Origin of the sequence: Haloflavibacter putidus, from assembly GCF_006546625.1 — a bacterium.
GTDB lineage: Bacteria > Bacteroidota > Bacteroidia > Flavobacteriales > Flavobacteriaceae > Mesonia > Mesonia putida.
In genome coordinates, this window is sequence record NZ_VIAR01000015.1 from 43,178 (window position 1) to 64,059 (window position 20,882).

Consider the following 20,882-nt stretch of genomic DNA (forward strand, 5'->3'; position numbering starts at 1 on the left):
TTTGAAAAACGGCAATATTAAAATCGCTTTAAATTAGTTCTTTATGAAATACGTCAATGGTAGCGCAGTAGAAAATTCTTTACGGAAAAGTTTAGCTATACGGAAGAAAAAGAAGAAAATAATTTAAATCTTATATCGAACTCGCGTTTTTAAAAAACGATCTTCGGCTCTGTTTGGATTGACAACTTGCGCTTTTTCGATTATGAGCAGCGTGATATTGAGCTACTTTATTAAATTCCGCCAGCGAGCGTAGAGATTATTAAAAATAAAACAGCATAAAGAAATGTGCTTATGGCCACTTTTTTTAATTCGGGGTCTAATGTTGCCGGGTCTTTAGTTTTGGAAACTTTTTTTAGATGAATAAATAAGGGTATAAATGCCAAAAGGCTTATTGTTAACCACCAATTTTGCACCAAAACAATATATACTAAAGCAGATATTGCAGCGATTACAATCAAGCTATAATGATAGTTTTTTGCTCGCTTTGCGCCAAGTTTTACAACCAAGGTATTTTTTCCGGCATTTTTATCGCTAATGCGATCGCGCATATTGTTTAAATTTAAAACCGCCGTACTAAGCAAACCTATGCTAATGGCTTGTAAAACGCTGGGAAACCAAAATGCTTCGGTATATAAAATATAGCTACCAATCACGCTAAGTAGACCAAAAAACAGAAATACAAACAAATCTCCCAAACCGCGATAGCCGTAAGCAGATTTTCCTACCGTATATTTTATAGAAGCCGCCAACGCGCTGATTCCTAAAAGAAAAAAGATAAGCGAAAATAAAAAATTATCTTTCCCGAAAGCCGCATAAATGAGGGCGATGGCAAAAATTAAAGTTATTACCGAAGTAATAATCATTCCTATTTTCATTTCTTGGTGCGTGATAATACCGCTTTGCAAAGCGCGCATTGGCCCCACCCGCTCGTGATTATCGGTACCTTTTATGCCGTCTCCATAATCGTTTGCAAAATTGGACAGAATTTGTAAGCCTAAGGTTGTGAGCAATGCCAAAATAAAAATATCTGCATCAAAAAAACCTCTTTGTATTGCCAAGGCGGTTCCCATTAAAATACCGGCAACAGACAACGGCAAGGTGCGCAGGCGCGCGGCAGCTATCCAAGTTTTTAATTTTGTCATTTTATTTGGCGGCGTTTATGAGTAATTCTTTTAATAAATCTGCGTTGGTAGCAGAAGCTGCATTAACGCCCTTAGACTTGGCATCTATCGTACGAATTTGCTCTATCATAGCGCTTACTTTTTTCATTGGGTAATTTTTGGCACCAACCACATAGTCTTTTACAAAATAGGCATTTATACCCAATTGTTTGGCCGCGTTAAATTTAGATTTATCACTAAGCGCGTGGTATTTTAGCAACTTAGAAAAATAAAGATATAGCAAGGGGGTAGTTTTTTGTACGGGATGTTCTTTGGGGTTTTGCGAGAAATAGTTTATAATACGAAAAGCTTTTTTAAAGTCTTTTTGCCCTAACGCATTTTGCAATTCAAAATTATTAAAATCTTTGCTAATGCCTATATTTTCTTCAATTATATGTGGAGTAATTTGCTGACCTTGTGGTGTAACCAACATTAATTTTTGCAGTTCGTTATTTATTTTTGCCAAATCTGTTCCTAAAAATTCTAGCAAAAGTATAGCCGCTTTTGGAGAAATGCTATAGTTTTTTCCGTGTAAAACGCGTTTAATCCAATCTGGAATTTGATTATCGTACAAGCGCTTACTTTCTACTACCTCGCCCTTTTCTTTTATGGCTTTGTAGAGTTTTTTACGCTTATCTAAGGTTTTGTACTTGTAGCAAAAAACCAAAATGGTAGTAGGTTGCATCTGCTTTAAATACAATATTAAATCTTCTATATTTCTACTTAAATCCTGCGCTTCTTTAACAATAATAACTTGATATTCTGCCATCATCGGGAAGCGTTTTGCAGCCGAAATAATCTCGTCTACACTTACATCTTTGCCATACAAGATGCTTTGGTTAAAGCCTTTTTCTTCTTCGGTAAGCACATTTTCTTCTATATAATTTGCCAATTGGTCTATATAGTAAGACTCTTGGCCCATTAGAAAATAAATTGGCTTTAATTGCCTTTTATCTATATCTGCTACTATTCTTTTTATGTCGTCCATATCATTTCTTATCGCCAACTGCGGTAAAGGCTCGTTTTAAATTTTGTAAGTTTGCGCTTTAAACCTTTTGGCTTGCAATTATGCAAAAACTAAATTTCCCATCGTATACTTTTCGTTTCAAAAGTAAGGAAAATAAAACGGCTATTTTTGATGTCTTGCGTAAAAAATTTGTCGTGCTTACGCCGGAAGAATGGGTGCGGCAGCATTGCGTTCAATTTTTACTGAAGGAAAAAAATTATCCCATGCAATTATTAAATGCCGAAAAAGAAATACGTTTGCATAAATTGAGCAAACGCTATGATTTAGTCGGTTTTAAGCCGGACGGAAAAATCAATTTAATTGTAGAATGCAAAGCACCTTCCGTAAAGATAACCCAAGAAACTTTTGATCAAATTGCACGTTATAATTTAGCTTTAAAAGCAGATTATTTAATGCTCACCAATGGGATAAATCATTATTTTTGCAGATTAGATTACACGGCAGAAAAATATTGGTTTTTACGCGATATTCCTGCTTATGCTTAGTTTCCTATTAAAAATTATAAAACATTGAAAACAGCGGTAGTTATTTTAAATTGGAACGGGAAAGCTTTGCTGGAAAAATTTTTACCTTCTGTGGTAAAATACTCGCCAGAAGCTAGTATTTATGTAGCAGACAACGCCTCTACAGATGCCTCTGTTGCTTTTGTAAAAGACCAATTTTCTAGTGTAAAACTAATTTGCTTAGCGAAAAATGGCGGGTATGCAAAAGGCTATAATCAAGCCTTAGCACAATTAGAAGAAGATATTTTTATTTTACTGAATAGCGATGTAGAAGTAACCCAAAATTGGTTAATACCTATTATAGCAGCTTTTAAAGAAGATCTGCAACTTGGCGCTGCCCAACCAAAACTATTAGACCATAAAAATAAAGCTTATTTTGAATATGCCGGCGCCGCGGGCGGTTTTATAGACCGTTTAGGCTATCCTTTTTGCAGAGGTCGCATTTTTGACACCATAGAAAAAGACAAAGGTCAATACAACGATACTTGCGAAATTTTTTGGGCAAGCGGAGCTTGTTTGGCGATAAGAAAAAATGTGTTTGAGCAAGCCGGAAAATTAGACGAAGACTATTTTGCTCATCAAGAAGAAATTGACTTATGTTGGCGTGTAAAAAATTTAGGTTATCGCGTAGTTTACTTGGGCAATAGCACGGTATATCACGTTGGCGGCGCAACTTTGCACGCCATGCATCCTAAAAAGACTTATTTAAATTTTAGAAATTCGTTGTATAATTTATTAAAAAACACTCCCGGCAACAAGGTTTGGTTGTACATTTTCTTACGAATGCTTTTAGACGGTCTTGCCGGAATTAAATTTTTAATAGATCGCAAACCACGACACTTTTTAGCAATTTTAAAAGCCCATGCTTCGTTTTACGGGAATTTTACATTGTTTTTAAAAAAACGAAAAACTTATAATAATAAACATATACAGCCTGCGTTTAAAGCAATAGTAATAGCGTATTATTTGTATAAAAAACGCTATTTTGAGCAATTATCCAGCAAGCCATAAAAATATGTTAATAAAAGCGGTTTGTAGGCTAATTTTAATAATTTTGAACATCAAATATTTTTAAATCACTTGTTATGAGAAAAGGTTTTTTATTGGCTGCACTTGCAGCAGTCTTTTTAACTTCTTGCGTATCGCAGAAAAAATATGCGGAATTAGAAGACAAACAAAAAGACACCCAAGATTTATTGAACACCGCCACGGTTAAATTAAATTCTTGTTTGGAAGACAAAAAAAATAAAGTAAGCAGTTTAGAGTCACAAATCAATACGTTGCAAAACACCAATGCAGCTTTATTATCAAGTCAGAGTGACCTTTCTACCCTTTCTAAACAAGGGGCCGAAAATTTAGAGCGTTCTTTAGAAAGTATTAAAGAAAAAGACTTGCAAATTAAGACAATGCGCGAAGCAATCAATAAAAAAGATTCGGTTACTTTGGCATTGGTTACCAGTTTAAAAGGTGCTTTAGGAAGTTTAGATGATGAGGACATCCAGATAAACGTAGAAAAAGGAGTAGTATTTGTTTCTATTTCTGATAAATTACTTTTCCAAAGCGGAAGCTATAAAGTTTCTAACCGCGCACGTGAAGTATTAGGAAAAGTTGCTAAAGTAGTTAAAAACAAGCCGGACTTTGAGTTTATGGTAGAAGGTCACACAGATACAGACCCAATTAGTACTAGCTGTATGGAAGACAACTGGGATTTATCTGTAAAACGTGCTACCTCTATCGTACGTATTTTACAAAACGAATTTAACGTAGAGCCTGCGCGTATGACAGCTGCCGGCCGCGGAGAATATATTCCTGTTGCAGGAAACGAATCTTCTGCAGGAAAAGCCAAAAACAGAAGAACACGAATTGTAGTTCTGCCTAAATTAGATCAATTCTTTGGAATGATTGAAGATGGTATGAAACAAGCGTCTAAAAATTAAATGATAATTTGAATAGCTTCTTAATCGTAAATATTGACATCATTAGAGATATTGCGTTTTAAGAAGCTTTGTTCATTTTCTTTGCTTTGTATTCCTCTCGTTTCACTCGTCGGATACAAGAGAAAACGAACCAATCCCCAAATAGATTTGGGGACAAAAATTCTTTACGGATAAGCTTAGCTACACTGAAGAAAAAGAATTAAAATAGCAAAAGCTATTATATTGTATTCACGTTAATAGTTTTTAAAATACGGTTCATATTGCAAAACCCTAAAATCTATAGTATTGATTTTGGGGTTTTGTTTTTTTAAGGTTTTATATAAAGCCATACTTCCCACTGCCCTATTTGCCGCGCCAGATGGCGCCGTTAAAGAAACGGTTTTTATTATACGATTTTCTTCTAATTGAAATTGATAAATTCTAGGCACCGATTGGTTTACCGTTTTTAATTTTATCTCCGGATAGTTTTTTACGTGTTTCCTAAAAAAGTACTCCGGCCCTTTTTTAGAATTGCCTCCGGTAAATAAAAGTGTTTGTATAGATTTGTGTTCCTTCAAAATTGGAATTAACGGCCGCAATTCTGCTTTTTGCATGCCAATGTCAGAAGCGTCAATTTTTTCGCGATAAGCTACTTCTACCATATCGCAAATGCCAATTCTCTGTCTATGTAAAAAATCTTCGCGCTGTTGTATGGCTTTTGCTGTGTTTTCGAAATCTAAATCCAATTCAAAGATCTTATCTATTATTTGCCATAATTGTCCGTCCCGACTTCCGTAACAAAAATCTACATCGCCGGGCTTCAATTCTCCGGTGGTAAAACGCGGTGGCGGCAAAGTGCCAACTATTAGTTTTGTAGCAGTTTCAGGAATATATGGTTTGTAAGGGTGTTGGTGTTTAAACATTGGTTTTGAAATGCTATTTTGAGGTTTTATTTAAGAGGTTTTAAACTTTTTAAACGGTCTTTGACTGCGCTATCATTGACATATTTTCATAAAGAACTGGTTTAAAGCGATTTTAATATTGCATTTAAAATAATCTCTTTTCATTTTCTTTGCTTTGTATTCCTCTCACTCTGCTCGTCGGATACAAGAGAAAACGAAACAAAAGAAAAGGCGCTTTTTCTAAGGTATTTTTCAGCAAAGCTGAAAACCAGTTTTGTTTTGCTAAAATCTTTCCAAGGCTTCAAGACTTTTTAACGCAAAACAAAACTTATACTGAAGAAAAAGATTGCAAAGCGCTGCTTTGAAACGTCAATTTTGCCACTTTTCAAATTTTTTGTAGTGGGTCTCAGACTGACAATTGCGTTCAGTCTGACATTACTTGTCACACTGAGCGCAGACGAAGTTTTATTTTTCTACTCCATTTCTACTACCAAATCGTCGCTGTGAACCATTGTGTTTTCGGATAGGTGTATTTTTTTGACCTTTCCGTTGGTGTTGGCGGTTATGGTGGTTCCCATTTTCATGGCTTCTATTACAAAAAGTGGTTGATTTTTTTGCACCTCATCGCCTTCTTTTACCATAATAGATGCTAACGAACCTTGTAAAGGAGCGCCAACTTCTTTTGGGTTGTCTTTATCTACTTTTTTGTGTACCACTTTCTCTACGGCAATACTTTCGTCTTTAATATTTGCCGCTCTTGTTTGTCCGTTAACTTTAAAGAAAACCGCTTTTTCGCCTTCGTCGTCTGCTTCGGTTATAGAAATGAGTTCTATTAACAGAGTTTTTCCTTTGTCAAGTTCTACAATTATTTCTTCGCCGGGTTGCATTCCGTAAAAGAAATTTTTGGTAGGTATTTGCATCACTTTACCGTATTTGATGTAATGCTCGTACAATTCCGTAAAGACTTTAGGGTACAATTTATAGGACAGAAAATCTGTTATATCCCATTCTCTATCCATACCTTGTTTAAACTCTTTTTTAAAGTCGGCAAATTCTTTATCAAAATCTATTGGTTCTAAATGTGCGTTTGGTCTGTCTGTATATGGTTTTTCATCCCGCAATACAATTTTTTGCACCTTTTCCGGGAAACCGCCAACCGGCTGACCCAAATCTCCTTTAAAGAAGCTCTTAACCGATTCCGGAAAGGAAAGGCTATCTCCTTTCTCTAAAAACTCTTGAATGCTTAGATTGTTGCTTACCAGATATTGTGCCATATCTCCCACTACTTTACTACTTGGCGTAACTTTTATCACGTTACCAAAAAGTTCGTTTACTTGCGCGTACATATCGGTAATTTCTGTAAACCGATCTTTTAAACCTAAAGATTCTGCTTGCGGAATTAAATTAGAATACTGTCCGCCAGGAATTTCGTGTTTGTAAACCTCTGCAGTACCAGATTTTAATCCGGACTCAAACGGATAATAATATTCGCGAACATCTGACCAATAGGTTGCATACTCGTTAAGTTTATTGATGTCTAATTTATTTTCACGCTCTTGGTAGCGCATACTTTCTGCCATTGCGTTAAAATTAGGCTGTGAGGTAAGTCCGCTTAATCCTGCCAAAGCAACATCTACCACATCTACACCGGCTTCTATAGCTTTGGTGTAGGTAGCAGATTGGATGGAAGACGTGTCGTGCGTATGTAAATGAATAGGTATATTTACCTCGTCTTTAAGCGCGGTAATCAACTCTTTTGCGGCATACGGTTTTAAAAGGCCCGCCATATCTTTAATTGCCAAAATATGTGCACCGGCATTTTCTATATCTTTTGCTAGTTGCAGATAATAATTTAAATCGTATTTAGAAGCTTTTGGGTCTAAAATATCGCCGGTATAACACATAGAACCTTCTGCAATACCTTTTGTTTGCTTGCGCACGTGTTCTATTGCCGGCCCAATAGATTGCATCCAGTTTTGCGAGTCGAAAATTCTAAAAATATCTACACCATTTTCCCAAGCTTCAGCTACAAAACGCTCTATTAAATTATCTGGATATGCGGTGTAACCAACGCCATTGGAACCACGTAAAAGCATTTGAAAAAGCACATTAGGAATGGCTTTGCGCAAAACACGCAAACGCTCCCACGGATTTTCTTTTAGAAAACGCATACAAACATCAAAAGTAGCGCCGCCCCAAACTTCCATACTAAAAACTTCGGGATGGTTTTTGGCAAAACCTTCGGCCACTTTTTCCAAATCGTAGGTTCGCATTCTGGTAGCCAACAAACTTTGGTGCGCATCGCGCATTGTGGTATCTGTATAATGAATTTTCTTTTCGTTTTTTAGCCATTTAGAAAATTCGTCCGGTCCTAATTCCGTTAAGAGATCTTTAGTACCTTTGGGATAAGCAGCTTGCTTATCGTACTTAGGAACTTGCGGTTTGATTAATTTTTTGTTGGGATCTATAAAATTTACATCCGGATTTCCGTTTACGATAATATCTCCCAAAAAGTTGAGCATTTTTGTCGCTCGGTTTCGGGGTTCTTTAATATCAAAAAGTTCCGGCGTGTTTTTAATGTAGTTTACAGTAACTTTTCCTTCCCTAAAGGTAGCATCTTTTAAAATATTGTCTAAAAACGCCATATTGGTTTTTACACCACGTACGCGAAATTCTGCCAAGGCACGACGCATTTTACGGCAAGCACCGTCTAAAGTACGACTATTAGCGGTAATTTTGGTTAACATAGAATCAAAAAACGGCGAAACCGAAACGCCTTGATAAACGCTACCGGCATCTAAACGAATACCAAAACCACTGGCGCTACGATAGGTTGTAATTGTGCCATAATCCGGTTTAAAATCGTTTTTAGGATCTTCTGTAGTAATACGACATTGCACGGCATAGCCGGTAGTTTTTACTTTATCCTGGCCGTAAATTTTTATTTGCTGATCTGATAATTTATAGCCGCCGGCAATAAATAATTGTGATTTTACAATATCTATTCCAGTAACTACTTCGGTAACCGTATGTTCTACCTGAATACGCGGATTTACCTCTATAAAATAGATGCTTTGGTCTTGATCTACCAAAAACTCTACCGTACCAGCGTTGTTATAATTTACCGCTTTACCAATATCTAAAGCATATTTGTAGAGTTTGTTTTTAACCTCTTCCGGTAACTCTACAGATGGCGCAATTTCTATTACTTTTTGGTAACGACGCTGTACCGAGCAATCTCTTTCAAAAAGATGCACCAAATTGCCGTGTTGATCTCCTAGAATTTGAATTTCTATGTGTTTGGGATTTTCTACAAACTTTTCTATAAAAACGGTATCGTCTCCAAAGGCATTTGCAGCTTCGCGTTTAGACTCCGGATAGGCTTTTTTAAGTTCGTCTTGGTTGTGTAAAACACGCATTCCGCGTCCGCCGCCGCCAGAAGCTGCTTTTAACATAACCGGATAGCCAATTCTGTCTGCTTCTTTTAGCGCAATATCAACAGAAGACAATTCTTCTTTATTGCTTTCTATAACCGGAACATTGCTGTCTATGGCTACTTTTTTGGCCATAACTTTGTCTCCCAAAGCTTTGAGGATAGAAACATCTGGTCCCACAAAAATTATATCGTTATCTTGGCAAGCTTGGGCAAAAGCAGCATTTTCTGATAAAAATCCGTAGCCCGGATGTATGGCATCTATATTATTTTCTTTGGCAATGCGTATAATCTTGTCTATATCTAGATAAGGTTTTAATGGCTCGTCGTCTTCGCCAATTTGGTAAGCTTCGTCTGCTTTATACCGGTGAAGCGAATATCTGTCTTCGAAGGTGTAGATACCAACGGTGCGCAGACCAATTTCTGTACAGGCTCTAAAGATCCTAATTGCAATTTCGCCGCGGTTTGCTACAAGTACTTTATTGATTTTCATGGTGTGTGTTTTGTGGTTTTGTAGTTGTTTAAAAAGTGTTGGCGTCAATATCGGTATTTTTGAAGTTTTAGCTAGATACTTTATTTTTTTTTTAACCTTCCGGGGGAAAATGAAGTTGCGTGTTGAGTGATCAGTGATTAGTGTTGAGTGTTGAGTGTTGAGTGATTAGTTGTGAAAAAAATGAAATTGAAGTTGAAATTGAAATTGAAGTTGAGTGTTTAGTGATCAGTTTGGTGTTGAAGTTCAAAATGTACATCCCATCCCCAGCCCTTCCCTGAGGGAAGGGAGTTTGTTTTGAAATTGAAATTGAAAGTGAAAGTGAGTTTTATAACTTTCTTTAATTTACTGATTTTTGGGTTTTTGGGATTGAGTTTTTTAGTTTTTGTCTATTTTTTTGGTTATCTTAGAAGGTTGTTTTTTAATTTTTTAGCTTATGAAAAGTATTATTTTAAAGCCATTTGAGCATCGGGGTAGTTTGCAAATAGGTATTTGTTTTGATTATGATGAAGTTTTAAAAGAGCATACTAAAAAAATAAAAGGGGTTCTTTGGTCACGCACGCACAAGTGTTTTTATGTTTTATTTGAACGGGATACGCAAACTAAATTATTTGAGCATTACCGGAATATGAATTGTTATATAAACTATCGACAGTTATTTGGTCTAGCCGAGTCTCTTCCGCGAAAGCGTAAAAAAACAAAATTTTTAAAAGTAAATAAGGAAGATCTTTCTAAAAATGGGGTTGGCAGAATGCACCGTTATGTTTCTTATTTACGCGGAAAACGTTTTAGCGAAAGTACGGTGCGCACTTACTACACTTTTGCTTTAAAATTTGAGGTTTTTTGCCAGAAAGAGCCGGATGCGCTCGTGGATAAGGATGTGACCGATTTTTTGGAGCAGGTAATTACCAAGCAAAACTATTCGGTTAGCTCTCACCGGCAATGCGTTAGTGCGTTAAAGCATTATGCAGAGCTGTTTGACGTGGTTTTGGAAAAAGATTGGGATGCTATGCGGCCGTCTAAAAGCAAGTTGTTGCCTACGGTTTTGTCTTTGCAGGAGGTTATACGCTTGTTGCAGGTGACCAAAAATTTAAAGCATCGTTTTATTATTGCGTTGATTTATTCGTCTGGGTTGCGAATTGGCGAGTTGTTAAATTTGAAGGTGGAGGATATTGATATTGAGCGGAAAGAGGTTTTTGTGAGAAGTGGCAAAGGCCGAAAAGACCGAGTGGTTATTTTGGCTGAAAGTGTTTTGCCTTTGTTATATAATTACCTGCAAACCTACCGGCCGCGTTATTTTTTGATTGAAGGTACGGCTATGTCTACTTATAGTAGCAGCAGTGTGCGGAATTTTTTACGGAAATCTGTTAAGCGCGCCAAGATTTTGAAGCGGGTGACACCGCATACGCTCAGGCACTCTTTTGCGACGCATTTGTTGGAAAACGGGGTAGATTTGCGACTTATTCAGGAATTGTTGGGCCATAGCAAACCGGAAACCACTATGATTTATACGCACGTTAGCAACAAGCAGTTAATGAACATTAAGAGTCCGTTAGATTCTGCTTTATCGAGCTTACGCCAGTCGGGTTATCCTGACAAAAAAGTGTTGTTATCCGGAGATTTTAATTTATAAACGAGTATATTTGAACTTATATAACGAGTTGTGTGTAATTTGACGCAACTAAAGTCTAATTTTAGCATCTAATTATAAAAATGGAATTATGAAAAAAATGGTTTATCTCTTTGTTCTGACTTTAGGAATAATTTCTTGTAGTTCTGATGATGAAACAAAAATCAACAATTCTGATTTAATAGGAAAATGGAATTGGTATTCGACTGACGGTGGAATTGCCTATCATATTCACGAAAATCCTGAATCAACTGGAACTGAAATTGAATTACATCTTAACTCAAATTATTCGTTTGAGATTTTAGAAAATGGAACTGAAATTTCAAATGGAACATATGAACTATCAATGAGAGAATCAATCTATTCGACAGAACAAGAAAGGTTTATTACATACACTGGAAACTATCAAAACCAAAATGTAGTGTTAAGCGGAATAATAAGAATTATAAGTTCTGATACATTGACAATTTCTGACAATTACGTTGACGGAATTGGAAGCGGATTTAAAAAAAATGAATAAAAACTACACACAACAATGGCTATAAGTAATTGCTTGTTCTCGCCTACTTCTGAAAATCCTCTCGGATTTTCAGTTTGGTGTGTACTTGCAAAGTTAAGTGCTAACCCACGCAACTACTCATAGCCGAGACCGTTGGGTAACATTAAAAAAATAATGAAATACATCTTTTACTTTTTAGTAATTCTTTCTTACACAGTTTCTTTTGCGCAATCTAAAAATTATGAAACGGGTTGGCACCAATACAATCTTAAAGGCCGGGTACAAGAGCTTAGGACAGTTTATGCCTATCAAAATAATGCTCCGGAGAATAAAGCAAAGTTTTATAAAAATAAAGCGGCATTTGATGGAGCTTTAAAAGGAGGGGGATATCTTATTAAGTTTGACACTTTAGGTTTAATGATTAGTCATATGACTATTAGATTGAAAGAAAAGTATATAACAGTCTATACTTTAGATTCCATCAATGAAGAGATAAATGATAGTATTGCTTTAACCAAAACCGTTGTTTATCAACATTTCCCTGAGGATATTGAATATAAAAATAATTTAAACTATAAAATTCCCTATAAAATTCCTTACCAAGTCTATCACCCATATTTTTTAAAATTAAATAAATATAACTATCATGCTATCTATCTAACTAAAAAAGAATATAACCATTCGATGCCAAATTCATTCAGTGATTATCGCTATACGTTTAAAAATGATGACAAAATAGAGGGCTATAAAGAGTTTTTGACTCCAGTAAAAGATTCTGTACCCCCAAAAAATCATAAACCGGTGGAGCGTACCGCTTATAGTTATAACGACCAAGGGCAAGTTACCGCTACACAACATTTTTATTGGGAAGATAGGGATGCTTGGGGCATGTTAAGTGTTTGGCTAGATGAGAGATTTTATGTAAGTTCAAGTGACCAAGTTAAACATACCTACCAGTACGATCATCAGGATCGTATCATTAGCATGACCTTATTGGTGAATAATCAAAAATTTTGGGAAGAGAGCTATACTTATCGTGAAGACGGAGATGACCTCGCCAAAAAAGAAGTATATATATGGCCGGGAGCTCCTATACAACGAAATTTTGTTAGTACTTATACTGTATTCACCTATAATGAATATGGAGATGTGGTAGAAGCCAAAGATATGGATGCAGGTAAAAAAGTTACCGATGTACGTACCTATACTTATGAGTATGATAAATATGGTAACTGGACAATGTATTGGATGTATGCCAATGAAGAAGAAGTGCCCTATGTAAAAGGAGAACGATTAATAAAGTATTTTAATGATTAATAAAAACGTTACCCAACAACATATAACAACAATTGCGGCTTTGTGTCCTGCGGACACAACCGCGCAAGCATAAAAGTCGGGAATTTTAGCTATCTTAGTTTCCAAACAATCCGCAACTGATTGTTATACAAGACAGTTAGCGGTCAGGTAAGAAAACCGAAAGACACCAAAAGACAAGAATGAAAGAAGTAATAATCTTAACCATATTAACAGGACTTGTTTTCTTGACTTTCCTCGTGACTATCATTTTAGGATTCACAAAGAAGAATAAGAAATTAAAATTGACTTCTTTGTTTGTGTTCTTCGCTTTTATCGTTTGTGTGGGTTGGACAGGTTATAAAATTGTCAATAAGACCTATAACAAAGTTGCTGACACGTTTAAAATGAGAACGGGTGACGAGATATATGATGCACTATTCGACAAAAGAAAAACAGATTGTGTTGAAATTTTGAACTATCAAGACCAAGTTGTTCCTAAGATAGACTATGCTATTTGGCTTCATTTTAAAACTTGCCCAAAGGAACTTGAACGGATTTTATCAAAGCACGATTTTAATAATGAGAAACTTTCGACTGATAATTGGAACGGAAAAATTCCACTCGGAGAAACTTTAGATTGGTTTAACCCAACGACTTTAGGCGACACAATATTGGTTTATGAATTCTCGACAGATGACAGTAGGAATATCCAAACTATTTGGACAAATCTTGATAGTACCGAAGTATTTGTAAGAGACATACTTGACTAAAAAAAATAAAACCCGAACCGCTAACAATGTATATAAAAAATAGGCGAAACAGTAATAAAATCAAAGCTTTTGGCTCGTTTCAAAATTTGTGCTTAATCGAAAGTTTAGTGCTTCGAAATCGCCTACTTTTCATATACTAAACGTTGGCAGTAATTAAAAAACGAAATCAAAAAAAAATATAGAAAATATGAGTAAATTAATAGTTACAACATTTTTACTTTTTTTATCAATTGTTGTGAATTCTCAGAATGTTGAAAATTATCTTGAAGCGGATAAGACAATTAAGTTCGACAATCAGAATTATAATTTAGTGTGGAGTTCTCACCCGAATGAAGTTTATTATAAACAGGAATATTTAACAAAAGAACAAACTCTTGAGAAATTCAAATCAATGGTAACAATTGACTTCTTAAAAGGAGAGTTTAAAGTAAAAGATTTAGTAAATCAAAAAATACAAGAACTTGAAAATGCGAAAAAATCTAATCCAATAATAAATTATACAGTTTTAGAAAAAGACGGAGAAACAATAATTGATTTCTTAATGAGCGTAAGTTCAAAAGACGGAAAAAAATTGTTAGTTGTTGAGAGAAATATTTATAGATATACAAATATAGAAACTGAAAAAACGAAAGGGGTATTGCTTTTCTCTGTAAGTGAAAGGGCTTACGAAAATGAAATAGGAGAATTTTTTGAAAACCTTAAAAAAAATAAAAATAGTCTAATAATAAAAGTTGGAAACTTTGAAATTCCAAAAATAAATCCGGAGAAATAAAAACTACTGCCAACACCGGCTATAGTTCATTGCTTCTGACTTTCCTCTCGGAAAGTCCTTGCAAATTTGCTATCTTCGGTTTACGGCGGAAAATCCTCGCGGATTTTCACGCAACGAAACCATAGCCAAACACGTTGTGAGCAATGCGAAAAAAAAATCGAATGAGAATAAAAATCGGAATAATACTGTTTGGAATTTTGGGAGTTTTTTTAACTTCTTGCGATTCAAAAAAAGCACCTAATCTCTCGCAATCTGAATTTTTTACTGATTCAATTTATAGTAAACATTTAAAAGAATATCGAAAACACAATGTTTATTTACCAAAAGGATTTGAAAAAGTAAAAAAATATCCGATTTTATATGCAACTGACGGTAGTAATAAAATTGAGAACAGTTTTATCAAAAAATCTTTAGACTCTTTGATTGAAAATAAGATTATTGAACCTATAATTTATGTTGGGAGTCATTCTAATGGTAAAATAGCTGATAGCACTTCAACAAAAACTGGTAATGGAAAGAAAGTTTATTTACAATATCGAAATTATGAATATGTGAATCATCCATTTATTGAATCTATAAATCCGAAATTAGCTAATAGGTTTAAAGAACATATGCAATATTTTAAAGAAGAGCTAATTACATCAGTTGAACAAAAATTTGACCAAAATGTTACCAAAGGCAGTAGATATTTCTATGGCGTTTCTAATGGTGCAGGTTTTGGATTAAGTATGTTAAATAATCACCCGAATATTATTGGAACATATTTTTGTTTTTCAACATTTGGCGGAGATATTCAAACCAATGTTTGGAAACCCAATGTGGATTACCCTAAACTATTTTTAGAATATGGAAGTGACGAACCTTTCTTTCTTAAGGAAGATGCTAATTTTTTAAAAACAAAATTTAATGAGCTAAATTTAGTTGCGGAAATTAATGAATTTAATGGTGGACACGATTATAAAATTTGGAATGAGAAATTTATTGAAATAATAAGCAAGGAATTAGCAGTTGAATAAAGCACTGCTCACAACAACGTATATAACTCATAGCTAATAAGTTGCTTAAACGAAGTTAAGGCATATTTGGAAAGTCGCCAAATTTTTAAATTTGACAACTTCCCAAAAAAATAAAATAAGTAGTAAAATTTAAAAATCTGGCTTGTGCTTAATCCGAAAATAATTTTCTATTTTGTACGCTACGAGCCATATACAAGAACGTTGGCAGTAATACAAGAAAATCGTTTTTCAAATAAACATTTAGTAAAAAAATTGTATTTTTGATTAAATACACGAATTATGGATTTACAAACTCGAAAACTCAATTTAATAACTTATCTAGCCCAAATTAAGGACGAGATATTATTTGACAAATTGGAAAATTATATCCTAAAAAGAGAGATTGAACACAATCCTGAATTAAAACCATTTACTGTCGAGGAATTAATTAATCGAATTGAAAAATCTGAATTGGATTTCAAAAATGGGAATGTAAAAAGTCAAGAAGATTTAGAGAGAATATCAGCAAATTGGTAACAATGAAAATAGTTTGGACTGATTTTGCTATCAGAAATTTAAAAGACATTTTTGATTATTATTCTATTGAAGTAAATAAAAAACTTGCTCATAAAATCAGAAAACAAATACTTAAATCCTCTAAACAATTAATAAAAAACCCGAATTCTGGTCCAGTAGAACCTAATTTGACAATTCTAAATAAAAATCACCGATACTTAATAAGCGGACATTATAAACTTATTTACAGAATTGTAGATAATGAAATTATAATTAATGATGTCTTTGACACACGACAAAACCCGACTAAAATGAATGATGAAAATCGGATTGAATAATAAAGTACTACTGCCAACAACGTGTATAATTAATGGCTAGTCCTCGCCTACTTACGAAAATCCTCGCGGATTTTCTATTCGGTTTTTATTTGCTAAATTAGGTGTTTAAACACGCCACTAATCATACACAAAACCGTTGCCACCAATTTGAAAATGAACTGGAAAAAATACGAAAAAGAAATATTTCAAATTTTCAGAAATGAATACCCAGATGCCGAAATAACTTTCGATGCAAAAATCGTTGGTAGATATTCTAAAAGAAGTCGACAGATTGATATTCTGATTGAACAATACGTTGCTGGAAATAAATTAAGAATTGCGATTGACGCAAAATTTTTCAACAAGAAAATAGATGTAAAAACGGTTGAGAATTACATTTCAATGCTAAATGACATTGAAGCACATAAAGGTCTTTTAATAACAAATGTTGGATATTCTCAAACTGCAATAAATCGAGCATATTATGACCCAACTGACATTGAACTTGATATATTAAATTTCGACCAATTAAAAGAATTCCAATCGGAATATGCTTTGCCTTTCGCTGGAAATAATGCAGTAGATTTATTTGCACCATTTGGTTGGATTATTGATGCTCGAACTTCCCCAAATTGGTTAGCGACACTTTATCAACGTGGAACTGAATTTAATGTGGAAATGGACGAATGGATGTATGTAAATTTTTGGGATAGGACAAAAAACAATGATAATGTAGAAGACCTGCTCAAAATCCAAAAACAAGGATTTAAGCAAGGGAATTACGAAGTTGAAATTGAATATTTAAACACAATAAAAAGAAATGACTCTAAAATTGTCTTGAGGAAAGTTAAATATAAAAAACACCTAATTCCTGAATATACTGGATTTGTGGAATTTAAAGATTTTATTTTTTACATAGTAATGTTTTCACCACTTGAATTATCGAAAAAGAATATTAGAAAAATGGAAAATATTTTAATGACAATCATTCCTCGGAAAATTGAAATTAAATTATCTGAATAAAAAACTGGTGGCAACACCGTATATAATTTATTGCTTGGTACTAGCCTACTTACGAAAATCATCTCGGATTTTCTATTCGGTTTTTATTTGCTAAATTAGGTGCTTAACCACGCAACAAACCATATACAAACACGTTGCACACAAACACTCCGAAAAAACTCGGGTCGGATAAATGACAGTTGAGAATCTGAATTTACCAAGCATTACCTGAAACGAATTGAAAGCTATTTTTAAAAGTCGAAATTAACGCTTCTAACGAAAATTGGTTTTTAAATCTGAATTAACGAAACAGAATCTTAAAATAAGACTTTAGATAAATGTTGAGCATTGAGCAGCTATCTGAATTTAAAAAATAAAGCGGAAAATCTTAGCAACGAATAAATTACATAATTGGATTTTAATCGATATTTAGGAACATATTTGACAACTGACAATTATTTAGCAAAACATAAAATAACCGAATAAAAATCAGCACAGCGGAATTTTAGCACGTTCGAAAACAGAATTTGAAAATCTAGATTTATATAGCAAAACTTCTGCCCTACTCGACGGAATTCAAAAGCTCTGAGAAAAAAATTTTGATACGTAAAAAGTGCTTCGTACCAAGCAGAACGTGTCGTGTCAGTGTGCAACAACGGCTATAATGCATTGCGGTTTGGAATTTTCTATTGAAAATTCCAGTTAAAAGTGTATTTTCGTTTATCAGCGGAATAATTCTGCGAATGATTCCGCAACGACATCATAGCCAAGACCGTTGGCATAAATTTGAAAAAAATGAGAAAACTATTAATATTATTTATGATTTTAAGTCTTTATTCGTGTTCGAATGATGACGATGGAACAGGAAGTTCTCTGCCTGCGATAACTTCCGAAGGAAAAAATACTTTTGGATGTAAAATTGACGGAGAAACTTTTCTACCCAAAAATAATGGTGGATTTAGTGCAGGTTATACTACTGTATTGAGAGCACAATACCGCTACTATGAATACGAATATTATGGACTAGAACCAGGATATCATCTAGCTATTAGCGCCTATAATTCTTTAACAAACAAAAGCATTAGAATAGAATTACCTGCATCAAATGAACCAATAATGACTGGAGAAACTTATCCAATAACTATAAAAAATAATGGTAATATTTCAGCAGAATATAGTTTTTCAACAAATACTCAAGACCCAGATAATCCAAACATTTATTATTATAATTCATTCAATCACATCACAACAGAAAATTATAATGGAGAAATAACTTTTAATTTAGTTGATGAAGAAAACCAAATAATTTCTGGTGTGTTTTATTTTAGTTGTTTAAATCCCGAAACTAATGAAATAGTAGAAATTCTTGATGGTCGATTTGATATTGAATATGACAACTGGTTCTAAAAAAACTTATGCCAACACCGCATATAACAAATAGCTCCATTTTTTCTAAACCGGAAATTTTGATAACTTTACCAAGTCGCCAAATTTTTATTTTGACGTTTTAGAAATTTAAAGATAAAAACGGAAAACAAAAATTTGGCTTGTGGCGTAGGCGAAAATTATAATCAATTTGCACGCTACTTGTCATATGCAAATACGTTGTGCATAATTATAAAAAAATAAAGTAAATTGATTGAAGAAACTTATAGAAATTCTGAATTTATTAATTCTATAATTATTGCTGCAATAGGATTATTTGGGGTTGTTTTAGGAGTTGTGGTTTCAAATATTATTAGTTGGAAGTTAAAGTCTAAAGAAAGTCGACTTAGGATAAAAGAGAAAATTTTTGACAGAAGACTTAAAGCTCACGAAGAAATTTTAGAAATCACAAAATTATTAAGAACAATGGTTTCTACTCACGAAATTGATCAAAAATCCTATTTCATTACATATCCAGGCGTTTTGAGTTCTAAAAAGGATTTTGAGAACTTTATTTGGAAATTCCATAATGCTGTTAATTTCAATTCACATTGGTTAGAGTGGGAACTAAGAAAAGAAATTTTTTATGCACAAGATTATATTCAAAACGTACAAAAACACCTAAATGAAATACGAGATGAAAAAATTATTGAATACGCTAAATTTCTAAAAACTGATTTTAAAAGCTTGGCGGATATTTTAGAAGAAAAAACTATAAATTTTTTACTAATTGATATTCATAAAATTAATATTGATCCTAAAAATAGGAAATTTCAATATTCAACGTCCGAAAGAAAAAGGAAGATTAACGATACTGAATTAATCAAAAAGTTGAATGAAATTAATGCTATGAAAAAATAACTATGCACAACACCGTATATAGCTCATAGCTAATTAGTTGCTTAATCGAAGTTAATGCATATTTGCAAGTCCGCCAAATTTTTTAATTTGGCTTATTGAGAAAAAAGGTAATAAGAAAATTTAAAAATCTGGCTTGTGCTTAACCGAATAATTATCGCTAATTTACACGCTACGAGCCATATACAAACACGTTGTGGCGCATTTGAAAAAAAACTATGAACATTTTAAAGCTTATAAAAGACCAAATAGACGAAGCTACAAAATTAGATGAATCGCTAATTGGACTAAATTCTGTTTTTACTCATATTAAAAGAGCTGAATCCTTATTGAATTTGGCACAAGCTCAAGAAGATGACCAATATTTCACGGATGTAATCTACCGAACAAATCACAGTTACGAGGGAATTTTAAAAGAATCCTTTCGAGTTCTTACGGGAAAAAATGAAGATAGAAAAACGCCATACCAAATTGAAAAACATCTTTTGGAGCACGAATTACTTAACGAAAGAGTAATTGAGTTACTTACAAACTACCGTGAGAAATGGAGAAATCCTTCAACACACGACCACAATTTATTTTTCACATACGATGAAGCATTTTTGGCAATTATGTCGATTAGCTCTTTTGTACACGTTTTTATGACACAAATACTTGAAAAAGTATATTACAAAAAAGAAAAGACAGCAGTAAAAAATGAATTGAGTAAAATTCAAAAAGGAATTGAAAACGATTATAAAAATTTCGCTTTAAAAGACAAAGTAAAAACAATATTGCAAGCATTTGGAAAACGTAATATTACCAAGACAGATGAGGAAGTTCGGAGAAGCCGATTTGAAACGGAAATAATTGGAAGTTTAACAGCGTACATTGAAGCACTTGACAAGAATATCAAGATAGATGTAGAGCCAATTATAAAATCAGGAAATAGACAATTACGCCCAGATTTAATTTTAGAAGAAAAAAAGAAAAAAGTATTAATTGAAGTAAAAATAAATCGAAGAGACAGAAGAGGATTTATGAACGAAAGAATATTCGAAGACCAATTACTTTCATATTTAATTCACACGAACATAAAAACTGGAATTTTATTTATTGTCCCAAGCGAAATGAAAGAAGATGATGAATACGAATTAACAGAGAAGATACTTGAAGTTAGTGGAAATAAAATTGAGCTTTTGACTTTACAATTGAGCAGAAAAAACGCGCCACAACAACGTATATAGCTCATAGCTAGTGAGTTATTTAATCGAAGTTAAGGCATATTTGGAAAGTCGCCAAATTTTTTAATTTGGCTTATTGAAAAGAAAGGGAATAAGAAAATTAAAAAATTCGGCTCGTGCTTAACCGAACATTTATCACTAATTTACA

Annotated in this window: 19 protein-coding genes; 15 read left to right on the forward strand and 4 right to left on the reverse strand. The window is 33.7% G+C overall.

The features are described 5' to 3' along the window. Positions 1-230: 230 nt before the first annotated feature. Together menA and holA are read right to left on the reverse strand one after the other, a co-directional pair. On the reverse strand, positions 231-1,142 hold the full coding sequence (menA, locus tag FKR84_RS12370; protein WP_141422632.1) for a 1,4-dihydroxy-2-naphthoate octaprenyltransferase: 912 nt from the start codon (positions 1,140-1,142) through the stop codon (positions 231-233). Position 1,143: 1 nt separating this feature from the next. Beyond that, a complete protein-coding gene (holA, locus tag FKR84_RS12375) occupies positions 1,144-2,148 on the reverse strand; it encodes a DNA polymerase III subunit delta (protein ID WP_141422633.1) in 1,005 nt (334 codons plus the stop codon). Between the two features lie 80 nt (positions 2,149-2,228). Here holA and FKR84_RS12380 point away from each other — a divergent pair, with 80 nt between their 5' ends. The 3 genes from FKR84_RS12380 (at position 2,229) to FKR84_RS12390 (ending at position 4,627) form a co-directional block, all read left to right on the forward strand. Next, positions 2,229-2,672 (forward strand): type I restriction enzyme HsdR N-terminal domain-containing protein, encoded by a 444-nt coding sequence (locus tag FKR84_RS12380; protein WP_141422634.1) that lies wholly within the window; start codon positions 2,229-2,231, stop codon positions 2,670-2,672. 24 nt (positions 2,673-2,696) lie between these two features. Then, positions 2,697-3,701 (forward strand): glycosyltransferase family 2 protein, encoded by a 1,005-nt coding sequence (locus tag FKR84_RS12385; protein WP_141422635.1) that lies wholly within the window; start codon positions 2,697-2,699, stop codon positions 3,699-3,701. Positions 3,702-3,775: 74 nt separating this feature from the next. Further along, positions 3,776-4,627, forward strand: coding sequence for an OmpA/MotB family protein (locus FKR84_RS12390; protein WP_141422636.1), 852 nt, complete (start codon positions 3,776-3,778; stop codon positions 4,625-4,627). A gap of 233 nt (positions 4,628-4,860) precedes the next feature. Here the strand turns inward: FKR84_RS12390 and FKR84_RS12395 are convergent, their stop codons facing one another. Beyond that, positions 4,861-5,529: a uracil-DNA glycosylase family protein gene (locus FKR84_RS12395; protein WP_141422637.1), complete on the reverse strand. Its 669-nt coding sequence runs from the start codon at positions 5,527-5,529 to the stop codon at positions 4,861-4,863. 452 nt (positions 5,530-5,981) lie between these two features. After that, the gene (locus FKR84_RS12400) at positions 5,982-9,434 is read right to left on the reverse strand and encodes a pyruvate carboxylase (protein ID WP_141422638.1); all 3,453 of its coding nucleotides are present in this window, start codon (positions 9,432-9,434) and stop codon (positions 5,982-5,984) included. A 433-nt stretch (positions 9,435-9,867) separates the two neighbouring features. Between FKR84_RS12400 and FKR84_RS12405 the strand changes: the two genes are divergently transcribed. The 12 genes from FKR84_RS12405 to FKR84_RS12465 all read left to right on the forward strand — a co-directional run bounded on the left by FKR84_RS12405 (position 9,868) and on the right by FKR84_RS12465 (position 20,737). Beyond that, on the forward strand, positions 9,868-11,064 hold the full coding sequence (locus tag FKR84_RS12405; RefSeq protein ID WP_141422639.1) for a tyrosine-type recombinase/integrase: 1,197 nt from the start codon (positions 9,868-9,870) through the stop codon (positions 11,062-11,064). A gap of 88 nt (positions 11,065-11,152) precedes the next feature. Further along, complete coding sequence (locus tag FKR84_RS12410; protein WP_141422640.1) at positions 11,153-11,581, forward strand: hypothetical protein; 429 nt, start codon at positions 11,153-11,155, stop codon at positions 11,579-11,581. A gap of 153 nt (positions 11,582-11,734) precedes the next feature. Then, complete coding sequence (locus tag FKR84_RS12415) at positions 11,735-12,877, forward strand: hypothetical protein (protein WP_141422641.1); 1,143 nt, start codon at positions 11,735-11,737, stop codon at positions 12,875-12,877. A 179-nt stretch (positions 12,878-13,056) separates the two neighbouring features. Then, complete coding sequence (locus tag FKR84_RS12420; RefSeq protein ID WP_141422642.1) at positions 13,057-13,626, forward strand: hypothetical protein; 570 nt, start codon at positions 13,057-13,059, stop codon at positions 13,624-13,626. Positions 13,627-13,813: 187 nt separating this feature from the next. Beyond that, the gene (locus FKR84_RS12425; RefSeq protein ID WP_141422643.1) at positions 13,814-14,398 is read left to right on the forward strand and encodes a hypothetical protein; all 585 of its coding nucleotides are present in this window, start codon (positions 13,814-13,816) and stop codon (positions 14,396-14,398) included. 161 nt (positions 14,399-14,559) lie between these two features. Beyond that, the gene (locus FKR84_RS12435; RefSeq protein ID WP_141422644.1) at positions 14,560-15,414 is read left to right on the forward strand and encodes an alpha/beta hydrolase; all 855 of its coding nucleotides are present in this window, start codon (positions 14,560-14,562) and stop codon (positions 15,412-15,414) included. Between the two features lie 279 nt (positions 15,415-15,693). Then, entirely contained in the window at positions 15,694-15,930 is a 237-nt protein-coding gene (locus tag FKR84_RS12440) for a hypothetical protein (protein ID WP_092447518.1), read from the forward strand. A 2-nt stretch (positions 15,931-15,932) separates the two neighbouring features. Next, the gene (locus tag FKR84_RS12445; protein WP_093246105.1) at positions 15,933-16,247 is read left to right on the forward strand and encodes a type II toxin-antitoxin system RelE/ParE family toxin; all 315 of its coding nucleotides are present in this window, start codon (positions 15,933-15,935) and stop codon (positions 16,245-16,247) included. Between the two features lie 153 nt (positions 16,248-16,400). Further along, positions 16,401-17,249 (forward strand): restriction endonuclease, encoded by an 849-nt coding sequence (locus FKR84_RS12450; RefSeq protein ID WP_141422645.1) that lies wholly within the window; start codon positions 16,401-16,403, stop codon positions 17,247-17,249. Positions 17,250-18,023: 774 nt separating this feature from the next. After that, positions 18,024-18,635, forward strand: coding sequence for a DUF6252 family protein (locus FKR84_RS12455; RefSeq protein ID WP_141422646.1), 612 nt, complete (start codon positions 18,024-18,026; stop codon positions 18,633-18,635). Between the two features lie 228 nt (positions 18,636-18,863). Then, positions 18,864-19,514 (forward strand): hypothetical protein, encoded by a 651-nt coding sequence (locus tag FKR84_RS12460; protein WP_141422647.1) that lies wholly within the window; start codon positions 18,864-18,866, stop codon positions 19,512-19,514. A gap of 215 nt (positions 19,515-19,729) precedes the next feature. Further along, on the forward strand, positions 19,730-20,737 hold the full coding sequence (locus FKR84_RS12465) for a hypothetical protein (RefSeq protein WP_141422648.1): 1,008 nt from the start codon (positions 19,730-19,732) through the stop codon (positions 20,735-20,737). Positions 20,738-20,882: the final 145 nt, after the last annotated feature.